We start from the raw sequence: 25,815 nt of genomic DNA on the forward strand, positions 1-25,815 counted from the left end.
GAGATCAAAGAGAATTTTGCAAAGATTGCGGTTCGCGTCTTTGAACAAGGATACGACTTTCGCCATGGCATGGCCTTGGCGATCCCTGTGCTCATAACCGAATCGCTAATCCGGGTCATGTGGACCTTTAAGCAGAGATTCTACCGCGACGTGCCGTTGGGCGAGTGCGCCCCTCTCGAAAAAAACCCAGAACTCCGGCGGATGCTCCTGATCGGCCATGGAACACTTTGCATCGTCGATGGCGCCGACGCGGCATTGAAGTCAGGCGGTTACATAATCCCGTTCATGCTTCGCGCCAACATGATCGGCTGGGCGCGTTTCGGTACCATAGCTCTGAAGGAACTCAAAGTTTGGTATCAAGCTGGCGGTTTGGACGTCGATGCGGTCGATGGATATCTCAACGCTGAATATGAACGCCTTCTTGTGCGGAGCCGTTAAGTTTCCTGACAGTCCGTTGTCGCAGGCGGTCCGGACCGTTTGCTCAGAACAAGCGGCCGATATCGCGTGCCCCATGTAGCACATGCAGAACGGCGATGCCGTCCTTGAGCGGGCGATAGAAGACGACATAGTTGCCGTGGATAAAGCTGCGGATGTCGTCGCCGAGTTCGATGCGGGCACGCCCTGCCAGAGGGTTTCCCGCCCAGACAGAGCAGGCCGTCCGTATCTCGTCCACGAACGAATAGCCACGACCTGGCCGGTCGGTCTCGATGTACTCGGCAATCTGTCGGAGATCGGAGACGGCTGCCGGACGAAAAAGAACGCGCGGCATCAGGACCGGGTTCGGAATTTCTGGTCAAGGTGGCTGCGGACCTGCGCGAAGGCCTCATCGCCGTCGATATAGTCGCCGCTGGCGTCCGCCTCGATCATGGCGGCGCGGAGATCGGCCAGCTTCGCCTCGTCCTCTTCGTCGAGGACGATCATCATGATGCGCTTATTGCCAGCAAACCCCGCTTTGGCGAGGTCTGCGGCAGCCGTGCTGACGGTGGTTTCGATCTTCATTGCCATGGCCTTACCGTAGCGCATTCGGCGGCTGGCGCGCAATGAGCCCGCTGTGATCGGTCATTCGGTGGGCTTGGATCAGCGTGAGGCGGGGTAGCGGTGCCGGGGCTTCGCCTCCGCCGGTTCAGCGGATTCGGGGATCACTTCCACCTGCGGCTGCTTCCGCGAATTACCGAGGCCACTGGCCTTCGCCAGCGCCGAGCGGCGCTCGGCATAATCGGGCGCGACCATGGGGTAATACCAAGTCCCGGTGATCAGCACCCATGCGCCCACCGACGGAGTCCGATGGACATGATGGTCCAGGGCTGATCGATCAGCTTGTTCCAGGCGTGGCAGCAGTGATCGAGGATGTCCTCGTAGGATTGGAAGATCCGGTTGGACAGCCAGTTGTCGCGCATGAACTGCCAGATGTTCTCGACCGGATTGAGTTCCGGGCATTTTGACGGCAAGGGCAGCAAGGTGATGTTGTTGGGGACCGTCAGATCGGCGGAGAGATGCCATCCGGCCTGGTCCACCAGGAGGACCGCATGGGCGCCCGGGGCCACGGCGCGAGAGACTTCCTCCAGGTGCAGCGCCATGGCGGCTGTGTTGCAAAACGGCAGGACCAGACCGGCCCCTTTTCCCAAAGCCGGGCAGATGGCGCCGAACAGATAGGCCGAGACCGTCCTCTGATCCTTGGGAGCCGATGGCCGGGTGCCGCGTCGAGCCCACAGAGGAGGCCCCGTCCATTTGGACAGAATGGCGGCTTTGTTAAGCTATCGCCGGGTTCCTTTTATGCCGCCAGCGGGATGGCCGACACCGTCTCCGGGGCATGCCCCGGAGACGGTGTCGGCGTGCGTTGATGATACGCCTCGTCGGGCGGGCGTCCAGCCAGGGATGAATGCGGCCTGCGGGTGTTGTAAAAGTCGATCCAGATACCGAGGCCGTCCCGGAGTTCCGATCCGGTCTCGAAGGCGTGCAGATAGACGCATTCGTATTTCAGGGACCGCCACAAGCGCTCGATGAAGACGTTGTCCATCCAGCGGCCCTTGCCATCCATGCTGATGCGCACCTTGGCATCCTTCAGCACCTGGGTGAAGCGGGGGCTGGTGAATTGGCTGGGCGTGCTTCTCGAGGCTGTCCAATTTATCCAATGCGTAGGTGAGGAGCTCTGCTTCTGATTTTTCGTCCCCTGGGCCACCCGGAATCACGGTTATACGCATCACGTTCTCCTATCGATTGCCTTTCGTGAAAGCCATTTTGCCAATAATGCCCGTAAGAGTCATGATTTCGTCGTGGTGAATTGTCCCCGCCTTACCTCCGCGTGATTCCGCTATGATTCCGCAAAGAAAAAGGGCCTAGCCGAATGAACGGCTAAGCCCTTGATAAACTTGGTGGAGCCGAGCGGGATCGAACCGCTGACCTCCTCATTGCGAACGAGGCGCTCTCCCAACTGAGCTACGGCCCCTGAAAGGGAAGCGAGATAATGTTCAAACCCCCCCGCGCTGTCAAGCGCCACTGTTGGCGCGATTCCTACGCGCTCAGCCTCAGCGGCGGCAGGGACAGCCAGGACAGTTTTTCCAGCGCCGTCTCGGCGGTGCGGGTCTGGGGAGCGTCGGGATTGTGGCGTTTCTCGAAATCCACCCGCTGTTCCCACTGGGCCAGCATGTCCTTGGGCTGGTCGGGATTGGCCTTTTCGCCGGTCAGGGCGCCGATGGTCTCGTCATAGCGGGGGTCAAGCTCGCTGGGAAAGCCCACCATCTTGAACTCGTCCCAGCTCAGCGTGCCTTCCAGATACAGTTCGTGGGTGGTGTCGGCGAACTGGCGCGGCGACATGTTGCGCAGGTCGAACCGGGGCTGGGCGGCGAAGTCGCCGGGGGCGGGCAGGGCGGGCAGTTCGCCGGTCTCGGCGGCCGTGCCGGCATCCTGGGCGGCGCCGGCGTCTCCCAGGCGCGGCTCGTGGCGGGTTCGTTCCGAGACGGTGCGTTCCCACGGATCGGCGAACAGGCGGGACAGGGCGGAGCTGATCAGCGTCATGGCAGGATGGCCCGGCTTCGCCTGGACAGCGGCCACGCCGCCAGGCTGGTGTTCAGGTGGGGCCTCAGCTCGGGCAGGCCCGCCAGCGAATGCAGTTGATCGGGGGACAGGGTTCCCTCGGCGAACAATTCACTGACCAGGGCGGCCACCTCGGCGCAATCCGGGTAGGACGGGACCGCCATGGCGCCGGGCGAGGCCGAGCCCACCGGATCGGCGACCGTGAAGGAGGTTCCGTTCAGCAGCGATGTCATCCAGTCGGGAGCGAAATCGAAGGTCATTCCTCTCACTCCTTGTCGTGTGCAACCCCATTCCCGGACGGTGCCTCGCAACCCATATGCCAAGTGCATGAATGGCGGTTCCTGGGACCGCGCGCCGGAATCCACGGCCGGCGACGGGAATTTTCTTCCCGGGGGGCGGCAGGATTTGCCTGGTGCCCGGCAGGATCGTCCCGTCACGGATGTCTCGTCTGGTTCCCCGCGCGGGGAGGTGTATAATGAAGAACGTTTTCCCACCGGAGGGTCAGATGAGGCGGTTGCGTGGAGTGGCGTTGTTTGGCTGCATGGCGGCGCTGGCATCGGTTGCCTCGGCCGCCGCCGCCGTGCCGGCCGAACTGGCGTCGCACCTTGCCACCTACCGCATGGGGCTGTCCTCCTCGCGCTCGGGCAGCGGCATGAGCAATGCCGGCGGGGCCTGGACCTACAAGTTCGTGGATTCGTGCGACGGTTGGGTGACGGAATTCCGGCTGGTGATGACCTATGCCTATTCCGAGGGCGGCCAGATCGAGACCACGACCGATTTTCTGGGGTGGGAGTCCAAGGACGGGCTTTCCTACCGCTTTCGCGTGCGTCAGGCCCGCGACGGGCAGGTGACCGAGGAGGTGGAGGGCACCGCCAGGCTGAACGGCGCCGGCCAGGGCGGCATCGCCCGCTATACCCGGCCGGAGGTCTATACGGTGAAGCTGCCAAAGGGCACCTTGTTTCCCACCGCCCACACCATCCGCCTGATCGAGACCGCCCGCGCCGGCGGCCGCATCCTGTCGCGACCGCTGTTCGACGGCCAGGGCGACGAAGGGCCGTTCGACACCAGCGCCCAGATCGGCCGGGCGGTGACGGCGCAGCCGGCGACGCTGAACAGCCCATTGCTGGAATCGCCGGTGTGGCCCATGCGCATGGCGTTCTTTCCGGCCGGCAGCACCGATCCGCTGCCGGAATTCGAGATGTCGCTGACCTACCACCCGAACGGCGTGGCCGAGGATATCGAGCAGATCTTCAAGACCTTCAGTCTCAAGGGGCGGCTGGAATCCATCGAGACGCTGCCCCGGGCCAAGTGCTGACCCGCCGCGCCAGGACGCTTCTGCCCCGGAAGGAACCACGACGCTTGTCTTCGCACCAGTCCCCCGATGCCGATGCCGATGCCGAGTTCGAGCGTCTGCTGGCCGTGGTCGCCGAATTCCGCCGCCGGATCGAGGCGGACCCCGAATCCCTGTTTCCCGCCCATGCCGATTCCCTGGTCCGGCTGGGGGGGCTGCTGGCCGGACGCGGCGAGGCGGCGGCGGCGGCGGCGGCCCTGGCCGAGGCGGTGGAATTGTTCCGCGCCATGGCCGAGGTCGATCCCGGCGCCTTTCGCGTTCATCTCGCTTCGGCTCTGAATTCCCTGTCGAACCGTCTGGATGACGTCGCCGACCGCGACGGGGCCAGGTCGGCCTGTGATCAGGCGGTGGCCGAAGCCCGTCTCGCGGTCGAGGCCCGGCCGGATCAGGCCCGCTTCGTGCTGGTGTCCTGCCTGATCAACCTTGCCGGCAAGCGGCTGCGCGACGGCGATATCGGCGGCTGCCTCGACGTGCTGGCCGAGGCGGTCGAGGTATTCCGCGCCGGTGGCGCCGCCGGGACGCCCTATCTGGGCTCCATGGTCGAGGCCCTGCACCGGGCCGCCATGGCGTTTTCCGAGATCGGCCGATGGGGCGAGGCGGTGGATACCCGCCGGCTGATGATCGGGCTGTTCGCCGATGGTCCGCCGCCGGCCATGGTGCATCTGCTGGCGCTGACCCTGCAACAGGCCTCGCTGGCCATGGCCGGGGCCGGCCGCTTCGATGTGGCGCTGGCTTCGGCCAACGAAGCCGTGGATCTGGCGCGGCTGCTGTTCGACAAGGATGCCGCCGAATACCGCCTGTTCCTGGCCCAGGCCCTGGGCAACCAGGCCGGGCGGCGTCATCAGGCCGGCGACAGCGCCTCGGGCCTGGATGCGGCGCTGGAGGCGGTCAACCTGTTCCACGAGGTGGTGGGCAAGGACCCGGTGGCGGCGGTCCCGTCCATGATCCTGACGCTTGGCAGCCTGTCGGAGATTCTGACCGGCCTCGGCATGGCCGGTCAGGCGGCCATCGTCGACGAACAGCGCCACCAGTTGCAGCAGACCCTGGACGTGCTGACGCGATCCGACCCGGGCCGGTAGGAGTTCAGCCGGATTCCAGTTCGGCGGTCATCGCCACCCGCCCCAGGTGGTCGAGTGCCAAAGGTTTGTCTTCGTCATGGTTTTCCTATTATTGATTGCGTATTCCGGCGTGAATATCAGGCGCTGCTGTAGAATATTGGAGTTGATGGTGGCGTCCCTGGATTATACATTAATCGCAAGATAATAAAATCCGGGGGCTGAGACCAGGGACAGGGGCGGAGGCGGGGGGTGAACAGCGGGGCAAGACGGATTTCCTTTATCAGGCGCCGAGTGCTGATCGCGCTCGCGGCGCTTGTTCCGTTCGTCATGCTGGAGGTTCATTACGTTTCCATTCTGAATGACCGGGTCATGGACACCGCCAATGGTCGTGGGGCGACATTGGCGCGGTCGGTGGCCTTGCAGCATCGCGCCATGATCGAGGCGGCGGGCCTCGCCCTGGAACAGGTGGCCCTGTCCGATCAGATTCACAGCGGCAGTCCGGACCGATGCGCCGCCTGGATCAGGCGGATTCGGGCGGAGTCCCGGCTGTTCGCCAATCTGGCGCGCGGCACGGTGGACGGCGTCGTCGATTGTTCCGGAGTTCCGGGGCAGGCACGCTTCATCGCCGAGGCGATGACGGCGGTCGCCAAGATGGCCGGGATCGGCCGGACCGCCGTCGGCGTCGCCACCATCAGTCCCAATCACGGCCGCCCCATCCTGCCCATGGCGACGCCGCTGTCCGGGCCGGACAACCGCCGGGACCGGGTCCTGGTCGCCGGCATCGACCTCCACTGGCTCGACCGGGTGATCGCCGAACTGGCGCTCAATCCCGGCGAGCGGGTCCTGGTCCTGGACGATCGCGACACCATCCTGGCCATCTGGCCGTCCACCCCCGGCCTGGTCGGCGCCTCCATCGGCCTGGGGGACGCCTGGGCGGACCTGGAGCGATTCGACCTCACCTTGCCGGACGAGATGCCGCGAAGCTTTTCGGCGACTTCGTTCGACGGCGGCATCCGCATCGCGGTCGGCACCGACCAGAGGGCCGCCCTCGCCGAACTGGACCGGGCGCGAACAACGCATCTGATCGGTTTTGGCGCCACGGCGGCGGGATCGGTGCTGCTGCTGGTGCTGATCGACTATTTCGGCCTTGGCCGCCGGACCAAGCGTTTCGCCAAGGTGGCGGCCAGTCTGGCTGCCGGGGATTCCTCGGCCCGCCTGCGCGTCGACGGCCGCGACCCCGTCGAATTCGGCCGCATCGCCGACGCCCTCAACTCCATGGCCGACGCCATCGCCGAGCGGGACAGCCTGATCGAGCATTCGGTGGAGCAGATCCGGATTCTCTCTCGCGCCGTCGAGCAGAGTCCGCACATGGTGATCATCACCGACATCGACGGGATCATCCGATACGTCAATCCCCGATTCACCGAGATCAGCGGATACCCGCCGGACGAGGCCATCGGGCGGCCGCCCGGCTTTCTCGGATCGGGCGACACCCCTCCCGAGGTCTATCGCGATCTTTGGGAGACGGTGCTGTGCGGCCGGCAATGGCATGGCGAGATCAAGGACCGCCGCAAGGACGGCAGCGTCTTCTGGGCGGCGGTCAGCATCGCGCCGGTGCGGGAACCCGGTGGCGCCCTGACCCATTTCGTCGCCATGCACGAGGACATCACCAGGCGCAAGCTGGAGGAGGATGGCGTCAGACTCGCCCGCGAGCAGGCGGAAGTGGCCAGCCGGGCCAAATCGGAACTGCTCGCCAACATGAGTCACGAGCTGCGGACGCCGCTGAACGCCATCATCGGCTTTTCCGAAACCATGCTGATGCAGATGTTCGGTCCGCTGGGGGCGGAAAAATACCAGGAATACGCCCGCGACATTCATTTTTCCGGCCAGCACCTGCTGGAACTGATCAACGACATCCTGGATGTTTCCGCCATCGAGGCCGGTAAGATGGAACTGCACGAGGAGAGCGTCGACATCGGCCGGCTGCTGGAATCCTCGGTCCGGCTGGTGGTGCCGCGGGCCGAGAAAGGGGGGGTGACGGTGCGGTTCCAGGCGCCGTCCGGACTGGCGCTCCTGTGGGCCGACGCCCGGCGGATGAAGCAGATTCTGCTGAACCTTCTCAGCAACGCCGTCAAGTTCACCCCGGAGGGGGGAACCGTGACGGTCTCCGCCAGGATGCTGTTCGACGGACGCCTGACGATCCAGGTCAAGGATACCGGCATTGGCATGACCAGGGACGAGGTCGGCAAGGCGGTGACCAAGTTCGGCCAGGTGGATTCCAGTCTGGCGCGAAAGCATGACGGCACCGGACTCGGGCTGCCGCTGACCATCGGCCTGGTGGAACTGCACGGCGGAACCCTGGAGATTTCCAGCGAGAAGGGGGCGGGCACCCTGATCAGCATCATTCTGCCGGCTGGTCGCATGTCGCCGGCCCCGGCCGTTCCCCGGCTGGAGGATGCCTGACGGATCAGCCCAGGGCGTTGGTGATCAGATACTGGGCGACGTCGGCGGGCTTGACCTTGAGGGCCTTGGGCTCCTGGTTGGTCTCCAGGGCGATGCGGATGCGCATGGAATTCTCCACCTTCATCAGGTCGACCTTGACCAGCCCGCGCGCGCCCCTGACCTTTGGGTAATAGGTGGGATCGACCAGCTTTTCCTTGCGGGCGAGGCGGGCGAGGGCGGCATCCTCGTCGACGTCGTCAACGTCCCGGGTCTTGACCACCTCCCAATCGCTCACTCCGGCAAAGCCCGAGGCCAGCATTTCGGCCGGGTCGCCCTCCTCGACCACTCCGATCTTGTAGAGGTTCTTGCCCAGGCCGACATCGGCCCCCCAGGCTTGCAGGGTCTTGCTCTTGGCGACATAGATGACGGGCATGGTGATCTCCGGATAAAACCAATACTATTGGTCGTATGCTTACTTGCCTGGAATAGGTACGGCTAAGGGCTGGTGCGTGGTCTTGTCGGCGGCAGAGCCCCGGATTATGCTGTCGTGGCGTGGAACAGTCCACGATTCGGAGCGGATTTCTTGACAGGCGAAGCACGGGGACTTTCAGGCAGGACGGCCCTGGCCGTGGTTTCCGGTATCCTGGCGGCCGCTCTCGGGCTCGGGGTGATGGTGGGGTGGCACGCGCGGCTGGCGTCGCTGATCCAGGTGCTGCCGGGCTTGGTGCCGATGCAGTACAACACCGCCCTCGGTTTTCTGCTGGCCGGCGCCGGGCTGGTGGCCCTCGCCACGGGCCGGAACCGCTGGAGTCCGGGGTTCGGGGCACCGGTGGCTTTGATCGGCGGCCTGACCCTGATCCAGTACCTGCTTGCGCTCGATCTGGGCATCGACGAAATCCTGATGACCCATTACGTCAGCGTCGACACCTCCCATCGCGGGCGGATGGCGCCCAACACCGCCCTCTGCTTCGTGCTGGTCGGAATGGCGCTGACGGTGGGAGGGGCGGCGCCTCGGGCAAGGCGTGGCCTCATGGCCGTCGGATGGCTGGGGTCCCTGGCCGCCGGCCTGGGGCTGGTCGCCTTCTCCGGCTATCTGACCGGCCTGCCCACCGCCTATGGCTGGGGTCAGCTGACCCGGATGGCGCTGCATACCTCGATAGGCTTTATCACCCTGGGATTCGGCGTGGTCGCGGTCGCGTGGGAACTGGAACTGCGCCGGTTCGCCGCCCGGCCGGGCTGGCTGCCGATGGTGGCGGGAACCGGCACCGCCGCCGCCGCCATCGCCCTGTGGCAGGCGTTGCTCATGGATCGGGACGTGGGCGATTTCGCGGCCCACACCGTCCTGGCGTTCGGGCTTGTCATGAGCCTTGCCCTGGTCATCGCGACGGCGGCGGCCCAGAACGCCCGGCGGGCGCTGGCCGAACGCAGGGACGCCGAGGAGAGGCTGGCGCGGAGCGAACAGCGGTTCCGCGACTATTTCGAGATGGGGCTGGTCGGATTCGCCGAAACCTCGCCGGGCAAGGGCTGGGTCCGGGTCAACGACCAGCTTTGCCGCATGCTGGGCTATTCCGCCGAGGAACTGAGCAGCAAGACCTGGAGCGAGTTGACCCATCCCGACGATCTGGCGGCCGATCAGGCCGAATTCAACCGCCTGCTGGCCGGCGAGATCGACGGCTATTCCCTGGAGAAACGCTTCATCCGCAAGGGCGGCGCGGAACTGCACACCATCTTGTCGGTGCGGATTCAGCGCCGGGCGGATGGTTCGCCCGATTACCTGTTCGCCATCTTGCAAGACGTCACCGAGCGCAATCGCGCCAACCGGGCGCTGCATCGCAGCGAGGCGACATTGCGGGCGGTGATCGACAGCCTGCCCGGCATTTTCTATCTGTTCGACGCTGACGGCCGTTTCCTGATGTGGAACCGCAACATGGAGGCGGTGTCGGGACGGACGGCGGCGGAGATGGCGGAGCTTCACCCCCTCGACCTGTTCGAGGGCGACGACCGCCGCCTGATCGGGGAACGGATCGCCAAGGTCTTCGCCGATGGCGCTGCCCAGGCCAGGGCGACCCTGACGGCCACGGACGGGCGGCGCACGCCGTTCCTGTTCTCGGGCCTGCGTTTCGTCCTGGATGGCCGTCCGTGTCTGGTGGGGGTGGGAATCGACATCACCGCCATCCGCGACGGTGAGGAAAGTCTGGCCCGTTCCAACGCCGAACTCCAGCGCTTCGCCTATATCGCCTCGCACGACCTGCAAGAGCCGCTGCGGACCGTCGGCAATTTTGTCCAGTTGCTGGAGCGGCGCTATGCCGACCGGCTGGACGACACCGCCCGCGAATACATCGATTTCGCCGCCGGCGGCGCCAAGCGCATGGGACAGCTGATCCGTGATCTCCTGGAATATTCCCGGATCGATACCCAGGGATCGGCGATGGAGCCGGTCGAGACGGGGCCGCTGGTGGCGCGGGTGATCGAATCCCTGTCGGCGGCCATCGCCGACGCCGACGCCGACGTGCGGGTGGACGGCGACCTACCCGCCGTCGTCGGCGATTCCGCCCAGTTGGAGCGCCTGTTCGGAAACCTGATCGGCAACGCCGTCAAGTACCGCCACCCCGGCCGCCGGCCGCTGGTCCGCGTCGCGGCGCGGCGAGAGGACGGGACCTGGGTGTTCTCGGTCGCCGACAACGGCATCGGCATCGAGCCGGAATATCACGAGAAGATTTTCGTCATCTTCCAGCGCCTGCATGGCCAGGGGGCGTACGAGGGCACCGGCATCGGCCTTGCCGTGTGCAAGCATATCGTCGAGCGCCACGGCGGCCGCATCTGGCTGGAATCGACGCCCGGCGAGGGAACGACCTTCCTGTTTGCCCTGGGGGTGCTTGACGGGCATCAATGAGGGGGGCTATGACCCTTGATATCGAGACCGAAACCGCGCCGTCATCGAGAGAGGCCCCACCCATGACTCCGGGACACGCCCGCGCCGCCGTCCGGCAGGCACCACCGCCGTTCTCGCCGGTCCTGCTGCTGGGACTGGCGTTGAAGCCGGTGCGGCCGCAGGTGCTGCAACCCGTCTTCGACGCCATGCTGGGCGTCATCCGCCGCCGCCATCCCGATATCCTGGATCGCATGGCCGATTACGCCGACAAGCCGGTCTGCATCGATCCGACCGACCTGCCCTTCGTCATCCTGCTCGATCCCAATCCCGAGGCTCCCGCCCTGACCGTGCGGCGCGAGATCGATCCCGCCGAGGTGGCGGCCACCATTCACGGCCCGCTGGACATGCTGGTCAGCCTGGCCGAGGGCAAGGTCGACGGCGACGCCCTGTTCTTTTCGCGCCGGCTGGTGATCGAGGGCGACACCGAGGTGGTGGTGGCCCTGCGCAACGCCATCGACGGCGCCGGCATCGACCTCGTCGAGGACATCTCGTTGCAGTTGGGGCCGCTGGGCCGCGTGTTCCGCGGCATGGCCGGCGCCGCCATCGGGCTGGTCGGACGGATGCGCGACGATTTCGAGATGCTGCGCGCCTCGCTGATCGCGCCTGCCGTCAAGGAGGTGGACGCCCAGGCCGCCCGCATCGACGCCCTGGAAAGCGAGGTCAGGCAATTGCGCAAGGCCGCCCGTCGGGGAAGCGCGGCATGATGCGGCCCGAACTGGTGTGTCCGGCCGGCACCCCGGCGGCACTGAAAAGCGCGGTGGATGCCGGGGCCGATTGCGTCTATGTGGGGTTCCGCGACGAGACCAACGCCCGCAATTTCCCCGGTCTCAATTTCAGCCGCAAGGAACTGGGCGAGGCCATCGCCTACGCCCATGCCAAGGGCGCCAAGGTGCTGGTCGCCATCAACACCTTTCCCCGCGCCGGCCAGCCGGAACTGTGGCACCGGGCGGTGGACGACGCCGCCCGGCTGGAGGCCGACGCCGTCATCCTGGCCGATATCGGTCTGATCGAGTACGCGGCGCGCAGCCATCCCGGCCTGCGTCTGCACCTGTCGGTCCAGGCGGCGGCCTCGAATCCCGACGCCATCGCCTTTTACGCCGGGCGTTACGGCGTGAAGCGGGTGGTGCTGCCCCGGGTGCTGACGGTCTCCGAGATCGCCGCCATCAACGCCCGCATCGCCCCGGTCGAGACCGAGGTGTTCGTGTTCGGCGGCCTGTGCGTCATGGCCGAGGGACGCTGCGCCCTGTCGTCCTACGCCACCGGCCAGTCGCCAAACATGAACGGCGTGTGCTCGCCGGCGGGCGAGGTGCGCTATACCGAGACCCACGAGGGCGTCACCTCGGAACTGGGGGGCTTCACCATCAACAAGTTCTCCCGCACCGAGCCGGCCGGCTATCCCACCTTGTGCAAGGGCCGCTTCATCGCCCGCGACAAGGCCAGCTATCTGTTCGAGGAGCCGACCTCGCTGAACACGCTGACGATCCTGCCCGATCTGATCAAGGCCGGCGTCACCGCCTTCAAGATCGAGGGCCGCCAGCGCGGACGCGCCTATGTCGCCGCCGTGGTGCAGGCGTTCCGCCAGGGAGTCGACGCGGTGATGGCGGGCCGTCCGTTGCCCGACATCGACCTGGACCGCATCACCGAGGGCGGCAAGCAGACCACCGGCGCCTACGAGAAGGCTTGGCGATGACCTCCTCCTCGCCGAAGCTGACCCTTGGTCCCGTGCTGTTCAACTGGAAGCCGGAAGCGCTCCGCGACTTCTATTTCCGCATGGCCGACGAGGCCGATGTGGACACCATCCATGTGGGCGAGGTGGTGTGCTCCAAGCGCACGCCTTTCTTCGACCCCTTCATCCCCGAGGTCGTCGAGCGCGTCGCCGCTTCGGGCAAGCAGGTGGTGCTGTCGTCGCTGGCCCTGATCATGACCGACCGCGAACTGGCCCAGGCCCGCGACCTGGCCGCCTCGGACATCCTGGTGGAGGCCAACGACATCTCGGTGGCGGCGCTGATGGGCGGGCGGCCGTTCGTCGCCGGCCCGCTGCTGAACATCTACAACGAGGGCACCCTGGCCAGCCTGGAGGCCATGGGCGCCGCCCGCATCTGCCTGCCGGCGGAATTGTCGGCCGACGCCGTCGCCACCCTGGCGGCCGGCGCCAAGGCCGAGATCGAGGTTCAGGCCTTCGGCCGGCTGCCTCTGGCCATCTCGGCCCGCTGCTATGCCGCCCGCGCCCGCAACCTGTCCAAGGACGGCTGCCAATATGTCTGCGCCGACGATCCAGACGGCATGGACGTGGAGACCCTGGACGAGGTTCCCTTCCTGGCGGTCAACGGCACCCAGACCATGTCCTATCATCACATGGACCTGCTGGGGTCTGTTGCCGGCTTGGCCGACAGTGGAATCAGCAGGTTCCGCCTGTGGCCCCAGACCTTCGACATGGTGAGGGTGGCGGAACTGTTCCGCGCCGTGCTGGCCGGCCGCATGGCGGCGGACGAAGCCGAGGCCGCCCTGGTTCCCCTGTGCCCGGGGGCGGAATTCGCCAACGGCTATATCCACGGCAAGGCCGGCCACCTGTTTATCGATACCGACTGATAACCGCACCCCTTGTTCCCGGCGTTGGGGCTGGGCATACTAAGTGGAGTTCCCGATTCGGGGGTGGTGGGCTTGGGGCGCGCCACGCGGGGTTTGATGGGCGAGCGATATGGCTGCGGAAGCGGACAACAAAGGAAAAGACAAGGCTGCGCCGGAAGAAATCTCTGGTGAGATCACGTTCGAGCACAAGTTCTTTTCCTCGTTTGAGGATCTTTACTTCCGGCTGACGGATTCGGGCGAGCCGGTGGCGGTGCTGAAGCTGGCCACCAACGAGGCCGTCCTGGCCATGGAGGGCATCAAGCGCGAGTTCATGCTGAAGGAGGACAGCCACGACTTCCGCATGCTCGACAAGGTGGCCGAGGGATTGCAGCACGTCCGCGGCCTGAGACCCGGCGACATGCTGCCCAAGGAGGTCACCACCCGCGAGGCGTCGTGGGAGCCGCAGGACCGCCATCGCCGCATCGCCTATCAGCGCCTGACCATGCAGCTGGTCACCTGGCTGACCGGCAACGAGCACGTCATCAGCAGCGTCACCGAACTGGCCCAGGTGGCCGAGGACCCCCAGGTCAAGAAGAACGTCCAGCTCGCCTTTTCCGAGGCCGCCGAGGAACTGGGGCTGGGACGCGACAATCGCGACGAGGTGGTACGCTACATCGAGACCCTGGCCAAGGAACTGGCCTATATCGAGGCGCTGCGCGACACCTTCGGCGAAGTGCAGAAGATCGATGAGAAGTTGCAGGGGTTGCGGCGCATCTATGGCGCCGACCGCTCGATGATCGAGACCGCCGATCAGGTCGCCCGCCTGTCGCAGCGGGCCTTGAAGGTGTTGCAGGACTTCTTCGATCAGGTCGACGCCCAGACCGGCGAGATCCTGGCCATGCTGAAGAACATCGACAACCAGATCGGCTATATCCGTCAGGTGCGCGACGCCCTTCACTGTCGTCTGCTGCCTTGGGAAGACTTCATCCAGGTATGGAAGACGGTGTTCATCGTGCGCTCGGACGAGAACACCAACCGCATCCGCGATATCTACCAGTTCCTGGCGCCGCGCTACATGCAGTTCAATGACTGGGTGCTGATGACCAAGCGCGGCGTCGCCAAGGCCAAGCCGCTGGGCGGCATGATGCGGTGGTGACGTTCCCTTCCCCGGCTATGCGGCCGCGATGCTGCGTTCCGGCGGGAAGGCGATGGTGACGGTGGTGCCCCGGCCCTTGACGCTGGCGATGTCCAGGGTTCCCCCATGCAGGGCGACCAGCCCGTGGGTGAGGGGAAGCCCCAGTCCGGTTCCCTCGTGCTTGCGGTTGAGGCCGGAATCCACCTGACCGAACTGGGTCATGGCCACGGCGATCTCGGTCTCGGTCATGCCGATGCCGGTGTCCTCCACCACGACGGTGACGCCGCCGTCCGGCGAGGGCCGGACCGAGGCGGTGATCTCGCCTCCCTCCGGCGTGAACTTGACGGCGTTGGACAGCAGGTTGAGCAGGATCTGCTTGAAGCGTCTGGAATCGGCGCGCAGCAGCGGCAATCCCCCGGCGACGTCCTGGCGGATTCCGACCTTGCCGGCGTCGGCGCGCGGCGAGATCAGGCGGACGACAGCCTCGACGGTGCGGCCCACCTCCAGGTCCTCGTCGTGCAGTTCAAGCTTGCCGGCCTCGATGGCCGAGACGTCGAGGATGTCGTTGATCAGATCCAGCAGATGCAGCCCGGACGCATGGATGTCGGTGACATATTCCCGGTTCCGGTCATTGCCCAGGGGGCCGAAGGTCTCGGCCAGCAGGACCTCGGAAAAGCCGATGACGGCGTTCAGCGGGGTGCGCAGTTCATGGCTCATGTTGGCCATCAGCTCGGACTTGGCGCGGTTGGCGATCTCGGCCTGCTCCTTGGCCTGGCGGACCTGGGCCTCGGCCTCGTGGCGGTGGGTGACGTCCTCGTGCATGGCGACGAAATTGGTGATGGCGCCGGTTTCGTCCTTGACCGGCGAGATCAGGACGCTGGCCCAGAACATGGTCCCGTCCTTGCGGCGATCCTTCAGTTCGCCCCGCCATTCGTTGCCCTCGATTATGGTCCGCCACATCTCGGCATAGACGTGGGGCGGGGTTTCGCCCGATTTCAGCAGGCGGGGATTGGCGCCAATGGCCTCGTCTCGCGGGTAGAGGGTCAATTCGGTGAACTTCGGATTGACGTATTCGATGGTGCCGTCCAGCGCGGTGATCATCACCATGTTATGGCTTTGCTCCAGCGCCATCGACAGCTTGCGGATGTCGTGGGTGCGCATGGCGACGCGGGATTCCAGGGCGTCCTGGGTCCGGCGCAGGGTCTCGCGATGGGATCTGACGGCGGCGCTCATGGCGTTGAACGACCGCGCCAGGGTTCCGATCTCGTCGTTCCTGTCGATGGCGACGCTGTGCGGCTGCTCTCCCCGGGCGATGGCGTCGACCGAATCGGTCAGCATCCGCAATGGCCGCAGGCTCCAGCGGGTCAGCCACCACATCACCGCCGCCATGACCGCCACCGACAGCAGGATCAGCGCGATGGTGCGGCGGTTGGCGGCGTCGATCGTCTCCATGTAATGGGACGCGGGCACGATGGTGGCGATCATCCACGAGATGCCGCCATCGACGGTGAACGGCGTCACCTCGATGAAATGGCGGCCCTGGGCCGTGTCCAGGGTCAGCGAGCGGTCGCCGCCCCGTGTCGCCCTCGCGCCGTTGTCCGCCAGGATCATTTCGGCGCTGGCGGCGATGAGGGGAGACTTGCTGTCGCCGGCCTTCAGGCGTTTGCCGGGGCGGCCGTCGGGCGCCAGGGTGAAGGGAACTTCCCCGTTGGAGGTGGCGACCAGTTCCCCGTCGTCCTCCATGATGAAGGTCAGGCCGGGAGCCCGGCGGTGGAGATCGGCGAGAAAGCGGCTGATCTGCGACACGAAAATGTCGCCGCCGACCACGCCCAGCAGGCGGCCGGAGGAATCGCGCACCGCCCGGCTGGGGGGCAGGGCCATGTCCTGGCCGGTGAACAGGATGTAGATGCTGCCCCAGACGCCGCCGTCGGTGGCCGCCGCCGCCTGGTACCATGGCCGGGTGCGGGCGTCGTAGCCGGGCAGGGACTGCATCAGCTGCGTCCGCGTTCCATCGGCGTCGGCCCGGTACTTGTTGAAGGTGCCGGCGGTGAACCCCTCGGTCTCGATGGTGTAGAGCACCTCGCGGTGCCCGTCGTGGCCGCCGACCACCAGCCCGCCGTCGGCGTTGCCGAAATATATACTGGTGAGGGAGGGATGAATCAGCGACTGGCGCAGGAAGTGTCGCCGGATGGTGGCGGGGGCGGCGCCGCTCAGTACGCCATTGGCGATGTTGAGAGCGTTTTCGCGGAGAACGTGCTGCGGCTCGTCGAGAAGCTCTCGAAGATGGTCTTCGATCCGGTTGGCGATCTCTCGCCGAAGCTCCTTGGCTACAGAGTTTACGGCATTGCGTGAGTTAATAAGCGAAAAATAGCCGATGGTCGCGCCCGACAGCAACAGGACGGCGACGGCGGATAGCATGATAACGGTTCGAAGCGAGTATTTGAGCATGACTGCCGGGATTTTCCGCCTGGCGGGGACGCCGCTCCTGGCTTCCCCGCCTCTCCATTCGGAGACTTTGGCACGAACCGGCCTTATCCTCAATTCTCAATTGGCGGCTATGGACTCGCGGCGGTGGGCGTGACGGCTTATGGTCTGGCTGATCTGGCGGCTGGACCGCACCGCGTCCCGCTCGCGGGTGAAGGCGGCGCCGATGGCGTCGGCGACCTTGGGCAGGACCGACAGCCAGCGGGAATCCGGGTTGTCGATGTTGTGGCCCAGGCCATAGGCGATCTCGATCATGGTTGTCGCCAAGTGGGCGACGTGGTCGAAGCCGCAGCCGGCCACCCGCAGCCGCAATTCCGATGTGCAGTGCAGCAGCTGGGCGATCAGGCTGGCGGCCTCTTCGGCGGGCGGGCGGGCCTGCAGGGCGGCGCGGATGCGGTTGGCCAGCCAGATCAGTTGAACCGCCTGACGTTCGATGCGGTGTTCGTTGACCACCTCCCAGGCGGCGCGGACCCTGCGGCGGAGTTCGTCGCGGTTGGCGCCGCCGGTCACGGTCTCGCGCAGCGGATTGGGAACCTGGAGCCTGGGCGCCGATTCGGTGCCGGGGCGCATGCCGTCGGCGCGGCGTTCCGGCCCGACATAGTCGCGGGTGATGACGAACGGCCGGCGGGAGCGGATCAGGGTGTCGATCTGCATGGCCAGCGTTGCCGGCTGGAACGGCTTGACCAGGATGGAATCGGTGCCGCTGTCGATCAGGTGGGTCACTGTTTCCGGGTCGGGGCGGCTGGTCAGGATCACCGACAGGGCGAAGGCGTTGTCGCCGTCGGCGCGGTTGCGCATCTGGCGGACCGAATCGCAGGCATCCTGAAGCCCCTGGTCGGCGTCGCAGATCAGCAGGTCGATCATGTCGGATTTCAGGTGATGCTCGACCTCGCCGCCATGCTCGGCGACGACGATCTGCCGGCAGCCGTGGTTGCCCAGGGTTCCGGTGACGATCTTGCGGGTGACGGGATCGGGGTTGCGCAGCAAGGCGCGCACGCTCTGGAAATCGTGTGTCATGGCTTACCATCCTGGCAAGAGCGGACGACCTTCTGGTCGCCGGGCCTGCCGGCGGCGCGCACGCCGGCTGACTTGTCCCCAGTGTGCCCCGGACTCGTAAACATTCGGTTAGAGCGGCTTGACAAAATCCGGCCCGCGATGCCTTCTTCCGGGTTTCCAGGCCCGGTTTGATGAAGGTTTCCCATGCACGCCTACAGAACGCACACTTGCGGCCAGTTGAAGGCCGCCGATGCCGGTATCCAGGCCCGCCTGTCGGGGTGGGTCCACAGGAAGCGCGACCACGGCAATCTGCTGTTCGTCGACCTGCGCGACCATTACGGCGTCACCCAGTGCGTGCTGGATATTTCCAGCCCGGTGTTCGCCACGCTGGAGAAGGCCCGGCCGGAAAGCGTGATCACCGTCACCGGCAAGGTGGTCAAGCGCTCGGCCGAGACCATCAATCCCCGCCTGCCCACCGGCGAGATCGAGCTGTACGTGGCCGAGGTGGAGATCCAGTCCATCGCCGACCCGCTGCCGATCCAGGTTTACGGCGACCAGGAATACCCCGAGGACATGCGCCTCAAGTACCGCTTCCTCGACCTGCGGCGCGAGGGCGTGCACGCCAACATGATGCTGCGTTCCCAGGTGATCTCGTACCTGCGCCGCGCCATGCAGGACCAGGGCTTCACCGAGTTCCAGACTCCGATCCTCACCGCCAGCAGCCCCGAGGGCGCGCGCGATTATCTGGTGCCGTCGCGTATCCATCCCGGCAAGTTCTACGCCCTGCCCCAGGCGCCGCAGCAGTTCAAGCAATTGCTGATGGTCGCCGGCTTCGACAAGTACTTCCAGGTGGCACCGTGCTTCCGCGACGAGGCTGGCCGCGCCGACCGTTCGCCGGGCGAGTTCTACCAGCTTGATTTCGAGATGAGCTACTGCACCCAGGACGACGTCTTCGCCGCCATCGAGCCGGTGCTGGAAGGCGTGTTCAGGGAATTCGGCCAGGGCCGCACGGTCACGCCAGCGCCGTTCCCGCGCATTCCCTATGCCGAATCCATGCTGAAATACGGCTCGGACAAGCCCGATCTGCGCAATCCGATCATCATCGCCGACGTCACCGAGCCGTTCCGTGGCTCGGGCTTCGGTCTGTTCGCCAAGCTGGTGGACAAGGGCGGCGTGGTCCGCGCCATTCCGGCGCCCGGCGCCGCCGGCCAGCCGCGCTCGTGGTTCGACAAGCTGAACGAATGGGCGCGCGAGAACGGCGCCGGCGGCCTGGGCTACATCCAGTTCGCCGCCGACGGCCCCAAGGGTCCCATCGCCAAGAACCTGGAGCCCGAGCGGGTCGCCGCCATCAAGGCCGCCGCCAACCTTTCGGACGGCGACGCGGTGTTCTTCGCCTGCGACAAGGCCGATGCGGCCGCCAAGTTCGCCGGCCTGGTCCGCACCAAGGTCGCCAACGAGCTGGACCTGCTGGAAAAGGACGTGTTCAAATTCTGCTGGACCGTCGATTTCCCCATGTACGAGAAGAACGAGGAAACCGGCCTGATCGAGTTTTCGCACAACCCGTTCTCCATGCCCCAGGGCGGCATGGAGGCGCTGATGAACCAGGACCCGCTGACCATCAACGCCTATCAGTACGACATCGTCTGCAACGGCGTCGAGCTGTCGTCGGGGGCCATCCGCAACCATCGCCCCGACATCATGTACAAGGCGTTCGAGATCGCCGGCTATTCCGCCGCCCATGTGGAGGAGCATTTCGGCGGCATGCTGAACGCCTTCAAGTTCGGCGCGCCGCCCCACGGCGGCTCGGCGCCGGGCATCGACCGCATCGTCATGCTGCTGGCCGACGAGCCCAATATCCGAGAAGTCATCCTGTTCCCGATGAACCAGCAGGCCCAGGACCTGCTGATGCAGGCCCCGGCCGAGGTGACGCCCGAGCGGCTGCGCGAACTGCACATCAAGCTCGATCTTCCCAAGCCGAAGAAAGAGGTCAAGGAGGGATAGAACCGCCATGGCCATCGACGACAGCAGTTTCGCGACCCTGGCCGATCAGTTCCTCGAACGCATCGCCGATGCGGTCGAGGATGCGATGGCGGATGCCGACGCCGACCTTCAGGCCGGCATCCTCACCATCACCTTGCCGGGACGGGGGCAGTACGTCATCAACAAGCACGCCCCCAACCGCGAGATATGGCTGTCGTCGCCCAAAAGCGGCGCGCACCATTTCGCCTGTCGGGACGGCGTCTGGGTGTCGACCCGCGATTCCGGCGTCGTCCTGCCGGAATTGCTGCGCGCCGAACTGGGGGTCGAGGTCTGATCAGGCCGGCTTCACCAGGATGTGCCGCTTCTTGCCGGCGGTCAGCTTGATGATACCATCCCGCAGGTCGGCGCTGGTCACCGGCTGGGTCTCGCTGTCCAGGGTGGCGTCGTTGATCTTGCCGCCGCCGCCCTTGATCAGCCGCTTGGAATCGCCGTTCGAGGCGGCGAGGCCGGCCCGGACGAACAGGGCGAAGGCCGGAATGCCGGCCGCCAGTTCGGCCGCCGGAATCTCGATGGTGGGCAGGTTGTCGGCGGCGGCGCCTTCCTCGAAGGTCTTGCGGGCGGTTTCGGCCGCCTCGGCCGCGGCCGCGTCGCCGTGGCACAGGCGGGTGATCTCGTTGGCCAGGATCTTCTTGGCTTCGTTGATCTCGGCGCCGGCCAGGGCTTCCAGCCGGGCGATCTCGTCCAGCGGCAGTTCGGTGTAAAGCTTCAGGAAGCGGCCGACATCGGCGTCCTCGGTATTGCGCCAGTACTGCCAGAATTCCCACGGGCTCAGCATGTCGGCGTTCAGCCACACCGCGCCGTTGACGGTCTTGCCCATCTTGGCGCCCGAGGACGTGGTCAGCAACGGGCTGGTCAGGCCGAACAGCTCGGCCTGATCGGCGCGGCGGCCCAGCTCGACGCCGTTGATGATGTTGCCCCACTGGTCCGAGCCGCCCATTTGCAGGATGCAGGCGTTGCGGCGGTACAGCTCGACGAAGTCGTAGCCCTGCAACAGCATGTAGTTGAATTCCAGGAAGGTCAGCGGCTGTTCGCGTTCCAGCCGCAGCTTGACCGAATCGAAGGTCAGCATGCGGTTGATGGTGAAGTGGTGGCCGTAATCGCGCAGGAAATCGATATAGTTGAGCTTGTCCAGCCAGTCGGCGTTGTTGACCATCAGGGCGTCGGTCCGAGCGTCGCCGAAGCTGAGATACTTGCCGAACACGCTCTTGATGCCGTCCATGTTGCGGCGGATGTCGGCGTCGGACAGCATCTTGCGCGATTCGTCCTTGCCGGTGGGATCGCCGATGCGGGTGGTGCCGCCGCCCATCAGGACGATCGGCTTGTGGCCGGTCTTCTGCCACCAGCGCAGCAGCATGATCTGCATCAGCCCGCCCACATGCAGCGACGTCGCGGTGCAGTCGAAGCCGATATAGGCGGCCTGGCACCCCTCGCTCAGGCGCTTGTCCAGACCTTCCAGGTCGGTGCACTGGTGCATGTAGCCGCGTTCGGTGACGATGCGCAGGAAATCGGACTTGAGAGTGGTCATGGACGGCCCGTATGGCTTGCTGCTGCGAGGCCGCTCGTTTATCACAATCCCGGGTCCGCGACAATCCAAGGCGACGCCATGCTGGCATTGGGGCTGATGAGCGGGACAAGCCTGGACGGCATCGACGCCGCCCTGGTGGAAACCGACGGCGACAAGATCGGCGCCATGGGCGCACGCCGGACCACGCCCTATCCGGGGGCGCTGCGAGATCGCCTGCGCGCCGTGCTGGGAGGCGTTGGCGACGTCGCGGCGGTCGAGCGCGAGATCACGTTGTTTCATGCCGGGGTGGCGCGGAACCTGCTGTCCGAGGCCGGGGTGGAGCCGTTGGCGGTCGGGCTGATCGGCTTTCACGGCCACACCATCCTGCATCGTCCGGACCAGCGCCGCACCTGGCAGATCGGCGACGGCGCCCTGCTGGCGGCCGAGACCGGCATCGACGTGGTCAACGACTTCCGCGCCGCCGACGTGGCGGCGGGCGGGCAGGGGGCGCCGCTGGTGCCGGCGTTCCACCGGGCGCTGGCCGGCGGCCTGCCGGGGCCGCTGGCGGTGCTGAACCTGGGCGGTGTCGGCAACGTCACCTGGATCGGCGCCGACGGCGGGCTGCTGGCCTTCGACACCGGCCCCGGCAACGCCCTGATCGACGACTGGGCGCTGATCCATACCGGCCGGCCGGTGGACGAGGACGGCGCCCTGGCGGCGGCCGGTCGTGCCGCCGCCGCCGCCGAGCGGGCCTTTCTCGATCATCCCTATTTCGCCTGCCGGCCGCCGAAATCGCTGGACCGCGACGATTTCCGCCAAACCGCCATGGCGCTGGTGGCGGGCCTGAGCCCGGCCGACGGCGCCGCCACCCTGACCGCGCTCACCGCCGCCGCCGCCGCTGCCGCCGCCCGGCATTTTCCCCGGCCATCCCGGCGTTGGCTGGTTTGCGGCGGCGGTCGCCGCAATCCCCAATTGATGGCGGCGCTGCGGGCCCGCCTGGAGGTTCCGGTGGAGGCGGTCGAGGCGGTGGGCTGGGACGGTGACGCCATGGAGGCGCAGGCCTTCGCCTATCTGGCGGTCCGCGTCTGGCGCGGCCTGCCCATCACATTCCCCGAAACCACCGGCATCGACCGGCCGCTGACCGGCGGGCGCATTCACCGGACGGCGACGCCCCTCGCCACGGATCAGTTTCCCTGACCTCGGGAATCCCCGTGCGCTTCAAGGAGTCCGCCCTTGATGGAGCGGAGGTGCGGGGATGGGTGGGATTGGGCGGTTGGTCGGGGCGGTATCTTATGTCATTCGAATTCATCCGCCGCATAAATCTCCTGGCGTCTTTTCGCAATTGCAGCATTTAGCTTGACGCGCGCACTGAAGTGATTCTAGTCAGGTGTCCGAGTTAGGCTCTCTCTTGGATTCGGTTGCCCCCAATGTCACTTCATCGTCAAGACTATCAAGTGACAGTGACGCCGCCGTAAGACGGCACCGGGCTTGACCTAGCTTTTTTCGAACTTTTCCCCTCTGTGTGATCCGGTGCGCTTGCGTCCGGAACTAAGGAATTTTCATGTCTCCCCTTTCCCGCTTGCGGACCGAATGGTTCGCCAACGTGCCGCGCGACATGCTTGCCGGCACGGTCGTCGCCTTGGCCCTGATTCCCGAAGCCATCGCCTTTTCCATCATCGCTGGCGTCGATCCCAAGGTCGGGCTGTACGCATCGTTCTCCATCGCCGTCATCATCGCTTTCGCCGGCGGCCGGCCCGGCATGATCTCGGCCGCCACCGGCGCTATGGCCTTGGTGATGGTTACCCTGGTCAAGGACCACGGCCTGCAATATTTGCTGGCGGCCACCGTGTTGACCGGCGTGTTGCAAATTCTTGCCGGCTGGGCGCGGCTGGGGACGCTGATGCGCTTTGTTTCGCGGTCGGTCATCACCGGTTTCGTCAACGCCCTGGCCATCCTGATCTTCATGGCGCAATTGCCGGAACTGACCGACGTCACTTGGCATGTCTACGCCATGGTTGCCGCCGGCCTGGCCATCATCTACCTGTTTCCGCGCCTGACCACCGCCATTCCGTCACCGCTGGTGACCATCGTCGTGTTGACGGCGGTCAGCATCGTTCTGGAAATCGACGTGCGCACCGTCGGCGACATGGGCCAACTGCCCGACAGCCTGCCGGTATTCCTGCTGCCTGACGTGCCGGTGACTTGGCAGACCCTGACCATCATTCTTCCTTATTCCGCCACGCTGGCGACGGTGGGATTGCTGGAATCCATGATGACCGCATCCATCATCGACGACCTGACCGGCACCGCCAGCGACAAGAACCGCGAATGCGTGGGCCAGGGCATCGCCAACATCGCCACCGGCTTTATCGGCGGCATGGCCGGCTGCGCCATGATCGGGCAATCGGTGATCAACGTGAAATCGGGCGGGCGCGGGCGCCTGTCCACCCTGACGGCGGGTGTTCTGTTGCTGATCATGGTGGTGTTCCTGGGCGACTGGGTCGGGCGCATCCCCATGGCTGCGCTGGTCGCCGTGATGATCATGGTGTCCATCGGTACTTTCAACTGGGCATCCATCCGTAACCTGCGCGACCATCCCAAAAGCTCCAGCGTGGTCATGCTGTCCACGGTTGCTGTGGTGGTCGCCACCCACGACCTGGCCCAAGGCGTGCTGGTGGGCGTGCTGCTGTCGGGTTTCTTCTTCGCCCACAAGGTCGGCCAGATCCTGCACGTGCGCTCTCGTACCGAGGACGAGGGACGCATGCGCGTCTACACCGTGACCGGGCAGGTGTTCTTCGCCTCGGCCGAGCGTTTCATCGCCGCCTTCGACTACAGCGAAGTGATCGACAAGGTGCGCATCGATGTCAGCCGAGCACATTTCTGGGACATCACCGCCGTTTCCGCCCTGGACAAGGTGGTGGTGCGCTTTCGCCGCGAAGCTGCCGAGGTGGAGATCGTCGGCCTGAACGAGGCCAGCGCCACCATGATAGACAAGTTCGCCGTCCACGACAAGGACGGTGCCGAAGACCTGCTGCTGGGCCATTAAGGAGGATCGCGCCATGAAGAATGAGAACAAGGTGCTGGCCTGCGTCGACCAGTCGCGTTACGCCGAATTCGTCGCCGATTATTCCGCCTGGGCGGCACGGCGAATGGACGCGCCGCTGGAATTTCTGCATGTCCTCGATCGCCATCCCGAAACCGCCGACACCAAGGACAACAGCGGCGCCATCGGCATCGACGCCCAGGAAAACCTGCTGGAACAACTGTCGTCCGAAGACGCCGCGCGAGCCAGGGCTGCCCGCGAGCAGGGACGCATCTTCCTGAATGCCCTGCGCGAACGGGCCATCGCCGCCGGAGCCGGTCAGGTGGACACCCGCCAGCGTCACGGCGACCTGGAGGAAACCCTGGCCGAACAGGAAAAGGGTGTCCGGCTTCTGGTGCTGGGGCGCCGCGGCGAGGCGGCGGGGGCCACCAGCCGCGACATCGGCCGCAACGTCGAACGCACGGTTCGCGCCCTGCACAAGCCGATCCTGGCGGTCACCGCCGAATTCGCCGAGCCGCAACGGGTGCTGTTCGCCTTTGACGGCGGAGCCACCGCCCGACGAGGCGTCGAGATGGTCGCGGCTTCACCGCTGCTTCGCGGGCTGCCCATCCATCTGCTGATGTCGGGTAAGAAAAGCCGGGAAGGCCGCCGCCATCTCGACTGGGCCAAGTCGGTGCTGGAGGTGGCCGGATTCGAGACGACGTCCGCCCTGGTTCCCGGAGACGCGGAAACGGTGATCGCCAAGGCGGTGCGCGACCAAGAGATCGACCTGCTGATCATGGGGGCCTATTCCCATTCTCCGTTGCGGACCCTCCTGTTCGGCAGCAAGACGTCTGATTTGCTACGCTCCGCCACCGTTCCAACTCTCTTGCTAAGATAGGGAGCTTTGCCCGAGGTCGTGTCCCGCCGAGTAATCAACCAGCCGCGTTGACTCGGCCTTGCTTCGGCCATACCCTGCGGGTGCGACCGAAAAGAGGCGGGGAATCAGGACGTGGATCAGCGTCACGGCGTCAGTTTGCACCAAACCGAGGAGGCCATGCGGCGGCTTGGGGCGGCCATCGATCGTCTTGAGAGCGCCTCGGCGCGGGTCGGGGCCGGCGATCTGCTGCTGGCCGGCGAACTGCGCGGCGCCCGCGAGGATTATATCCGGCTGGAGGAGACGACCCGCGTCGTCTCGGCGCGGCTGGACGGCGTCATCGACCGTCTGCGCGACCTGCTGGAGGAGTAAG

The 25,815-nt window shown here is 65.8% G+C and carries 24 protein-coding genes, 1 tRNA gene and 2 pseudogenes; 15 read left to right on the forward strand and 12 right to left on the reverse strand.

The annotated features are described in order from the left end of the window. On the forward strand, positions 1 to 438 hold a 438-nt coding region (locus MTBSS4_RS16115; RefSeq protein ID WP_217425563.1), incomplete at its 5' end, for a hypothetical protein. A 43-nt stretch (positions 439 to 481) separates the two neighbouring features. Here the strand turns inward: MTBSS4_RS16115 and MTBSS4_RS16120 are convergent. The 8 genes and pseudogenes from MTBSS4_RS16120 to MTBSS4_RS16155 form a co-directional block, all read right to left on the reverse strand. Then, positions 482 to 769, reverse strand: coding sequence for a type II toxin-antitoxin system RelE/ParE family toxin (locus tag MTBSS4_RS16120; RefSeq protein ID WP_173984429.1), 288 nt, complete (start codon positions 767 to 769; stop codon positions 482 to 484). Continuing rightward, the gene (locus MTBSS4_RS16125) at positions 769 to 999 is read right to left on the reverse strand and encodes a hypothetical protein (protein WP_173984430.1); all 231 of its coding nucleotides are present in this window, start codon (positions 997 to 999) and stop codon (positions 769 to 771) included. The genes MTBSS4_RS16120 and MTBSS4_RS16125 overlap by 1 nt, the downstream gene beginning before the upstream one ends. 78 nt (positions 1,000 to 1,077) lie before the next feature. Further along, complete coding sequence (locus MTBSS4_RS22170) at positions 1,078 to 1,260, reverse strand: hypothetical protein (RefSeq protein ID WP_217425564.1); 183 nt, start codon at positions 1,258 to 1,260, stop codon at positions 1,078 to 1,080. Then, positions 1,254 to 1,709, reverse strand: a pseudogene (locus MTBSS4_RS16135) (IS630 family transposase); the annotation flags it as partial. The pseudogene MTBSS4_RS16135 and the gene MTBSS4_RS22170, both read right to left, overlap by 7 nt. A 62-nt stretch (positions 1,710 to 1,771) precedes the next feature. Next, a pseudogene (locus tag MTBSS4_RS16140) lies at positions 1,772 to 2,098 on the reverse strand (transposase); the annotation flags it as partial. 272 nt (positions 2,099 to 2,370) lie between these two features. Beyond that, positions 2,371 to 2,446, reverse strand: a tRNA-Ala gene (locus MTBSS4_RS16145). A gap of 65 nt (positions 2,447 to 2,511) precedes the next feature. Continuing rightward, positions 2,512 to 3,015: a hypothetical protein gene (locus MTBSS4_RS16150; RefSeq protein WP_173984431.1), complete on the reverse strand. Its 504-nt coding sequence runs from the start codon at positions 3,013 to 3,015 to the stop codon at positions 2,512 to 2,514. Then, positions 3,012 to 3,293, reverse strand: a complete 282-nt coding sequence (locus tag MTBSS4_RS16155; RefSeq protein WP_173984432.1) for a hypothetical protein — start codon at positions 3,291 to 3,293, stop codon at positions 3,012 to 3,014. The genes MTBSS4_RS16150 and MTBSS4_RS16155 overlap by 4 nt, the downstream gene beginning before the upstream one ends. A 245-nt stretch (positions 3,294 to 3,538) precedes the next feature. Between MTBSS4_RS16155 and MTBSS4_RS16160 the strand changes: the two genes are divergently transcribed. The 3 genes from MTBSS4_RS16160 to MTBSS4_RS16170 all read left to right on the forward strand — a co-directional run bounded on the left by MTBSS4_RS16160 (position 3,539) and on the right by MTBSS4_RS16170 (position 7,905). Next, positions 3,539 to 4,348, forward strand: a complete 810-nt coding sequence (locus MTBSS4_RS16160; RefSeq protein WP_173984433.1) for a cell envelope integrity EipB family protein — start codon at positions 3,539 to 3,541, stop codon at positions 4,346 to 4,348. A 44-nt stretch (positions 4,349 to 4,392) separates the two neighbouring features. Further along, positions 4,393 to 5,463, forward strand: a complete 1,071-nt coding sequence (locus tag MTBSS4_RS16165) for a hypothetical protein (RefSeq protein WP_173984434.1) — start codon at positions 4,393 to 4,395, stop codon at positions 5,461 to 5,463. Between the two features lie 270 nt (positions 5,464 to 5,733). Beyond that, a complete protein-coding gene (locus MTBSS4_RS16170; protein ID WP_173984435.1) occupies positions 5,734 to 7,905 on the forward strand; it encodes an ATP-binding protein in 2,172 nt (723 codons plus the stop codon). A 4-nt stretch (positions 7,906 to 7,909) separates the two neighbouring features. Here the strand turns inward: MTBSS4_RS16170 and MTBSS4_RS16175 are convergent, their stop codons facing one another. Beyond that, positions 7,910 to 8,317 (reverse strand): hypothetical protein, encoded by a 408-nt coding sequence (locus tag MTBSS4_RS16175; protein ID WP_173984436.1) that lies wholly within the window; start codon positions 8,315 to 8,317, stop codon positions 7,910 to 7,912. Positions 8,318 to 8,512: 195 nt separating this feature from the next. Between MTBSS4_RS16175 and MTBSS4_RS16180 the strand changes: the two genes are divergently transcribed. From MTBSS4_RS16180 to MTBSS4_RS16200, 5 genes are all read left to right on the forward strand, one after another. After that, positions 8,513 to 10,777: a PAS domain S-box protein gene (locus MTBSS4_RS16180; RefSeq protein WP_173984437.1), complete on the forward strand. Its 2,265-nt coding sequence runs from the start codon at positions 8,513 to 8,515 to the stop codon at positions 10,775 to 10,777. Between the two features lie 62 nt (positions 10,778 to 10,839). Further along, complete coding sequence (locus MTBSS4_RS16185; protein WP_173984438.1) at positions 10,840 to 11,520, forward strand: SCP2 domain-containing protein; 681 nt, start codon at positions 10,840 to 10,842, stop codon at positions 11,518 to 11,520. Continuing rightward, entirely contained in the window at positions 11,517 to 12,506 is a 990-nt protein-coding gene (locus tag MTBSS4_RS16190; RefSeq protein ID WP_173984439.1) for a peptidase U32 family protein, read from the forward strand. The genes MTBSS4_RS16185 and MTBSS4_RS16190 overlap by 4 nt, the downstream gene beginning before the upstream one ends. Continuing rightward, positions 12,503 to 13,405: a U32 family peptidase gene (locus MTBSS4_RS16195; RefSeq protein WP_173984440.1), complete on the forward strand. Its 903-nt coding sequence runs from the start codon at positions 12,503 to 12,505 to the stop codon at positions 13,403 to 13,405. The genes MTBSS4_RS16190 and MTBSS4_RS16195 overlap by 4 nt, the downstream gene beginning before the upstream one ends. Before the next feature lie 109 nt (positions 13,406 to 13,514). Next, positions 13,515 to 14,540, forward strand: coding sequence for a hypothetical protein (locus MTBSS4_RS16200; RefSeq protein WP_173984441.1), 1,026 nt, complete (start codon positions 13,515 to 13,517; stop codon positions 14,538 to 14,540). Positions 14,541 to 14,555: 15 nt separating this feature from the next. Here the strand turns inward: MTBSS4_RS16200 and MTBSS4_RS16205 are convergent, their stop codons facing one another. After that, positions 14,556 to 16,937, reverse strand: coding sequence for a PAS domain-containing sensor histidine kinase (locus tag MTBSS4_RS16205; protein WP_173984442.1), 2,382 nt, complete (start codon positions 16,935 to 16,937; stop codon positions 14,556 to 14,558). A gap of 126 nt (positions 16,938 to 17,063) precedes the next feature. Continuing rightward, positions 17,064 to 18,020, reverse strand: coding sequence for a response regulator (locus MTBSS4_RS16210; RefSeq protein WP_173984443.1), 957 nt, complete (start codon positions 18,018 to 18,020; stop codon positions 17,064 to 17,066). 183 nt (positions 18,021 to 18,203) lie between these two features. On the opposite strand from MTBSS4_RS16210, the gene aspS reads away from it, so the two are divergent. Together aspS and cyaY are read left to right on the forward strand one after the other, a co-directional pair. Beyond that, positions 18,204 to 20,000 carry an aspartate--tRNA ligase gene (gene aspS / locus MTBSS4_RS16215; protein WP_173984444.1) on the forward strand — a complete coding sequence of 599 codons (1,797 nt, stop codon included), beginning with the start codon at positions 18,204 to 18,206 and terminating at the stop codon, positions 19,998 to 20,000. Between the two features lie 7 nt (positions 20,001 to 20,007). Beyond that, complete coding sequence (gene cyaY, locus MTBSS4_RS16220) at positions 20,008 to 20,313, forward strand: iron donor protein CyaY (protein ID WP_173984445.1); 306 nt, start codon at positions 20,008 to 20,010, stop codon at positions 20,311 to 20,313. Here cyaY and tyrS read toward each other — a convergent pair whose 3' ends face one another. After that, positions 20,314 to 21,564: a tyrosine--tRNA ligase gene (tyrS, locus tag MTBSS4_RS16225; RefSeq protein WP_173984446.1), complete on the reverse strand. Its 1,251-nt coding sequence runs from the start codon at positions 21,562 to 21,564 to the stop codon at positions 20,314 to 20,316. It lies immediately after the preceding gene. A gap of 78 nt (positions 21,565 to 21,642) precedes the next feature. Here tyrS and MTBSS4_RS16230 point away from each other — a divergent pair, with 78 nt between their 5' ends. The 4 genes from MTBSS4_RS16230 to MTBSS4_RS16245 all read left to right on the forward strand — a co-directional run bounded on the left by MTBSS4_RS16230 (position 21,643) and on the right by MTBSS4_RS16245 (position 25,814). Beyond that, the gene (locus MTBSS4_RS16230; protein WP_173984447.1) at positions 21,643 to 22,740 is read left to right on the forward strand and encodes an anhydro-N-acetylmuramic acid kinase; all 1,098 of its coding nucleotides are present in this window, start codon (positions 21,643 to 21,645) and stop codon (positions 22,738 to 22,740) included. A gap of 364 nt (positions 22,741 to 23,104) precedes the next feature. After that, positions 23,105 to 24,589, forward strand: coding sequence for a SulP family inorganic anion transporter (locus MTBSS4_RS16235; protein WP_173984448.1), 1,485 nt, complete (start codon positions 23,105 to 23,107; stop codon positions 24,587 to 24,589). A 13-nt stretch (positions 24,590 to 24,602) separates the two neighbouring features. After that, positions 24,603 to 25,466 (forward strand): universal stress protein, encoded by an 864-nt coding sequence (locus tag MTBSS4_RS16240; protein ID WP_173984449.1) that lies wholly within the window; start codon positions 24,603 to 24,605, stop codon positions 25,464 to 25,466. Positions 25,467 to 25,577: 111 nt separating this feature from the next. Further along, positions 25,578 to 25,814 carry a hypothetical protein gene (locus tag MTBSS4_RS16245; RefSeq protein ID WP_254432606.1) on the forward strand — a complete coding sequence of 79 codons (237 nt, stop codon included), beginning with the start codon at positions 25,578 to 25,580 and terminating at the stop codon, positions 25,812 to 25,814. Position 25,815: the final 1 nt, after the last annotated feature.

This window comes from Magnetospirillum sp. SS-4 (assembly GCF_902729425.1).
Taxonomy (GTDB): Bacteria; Pseudomonadota; Alphaproteobacteria; order Rhodospirillales; family Magnetospirillaceae; genus Phaeospirillum.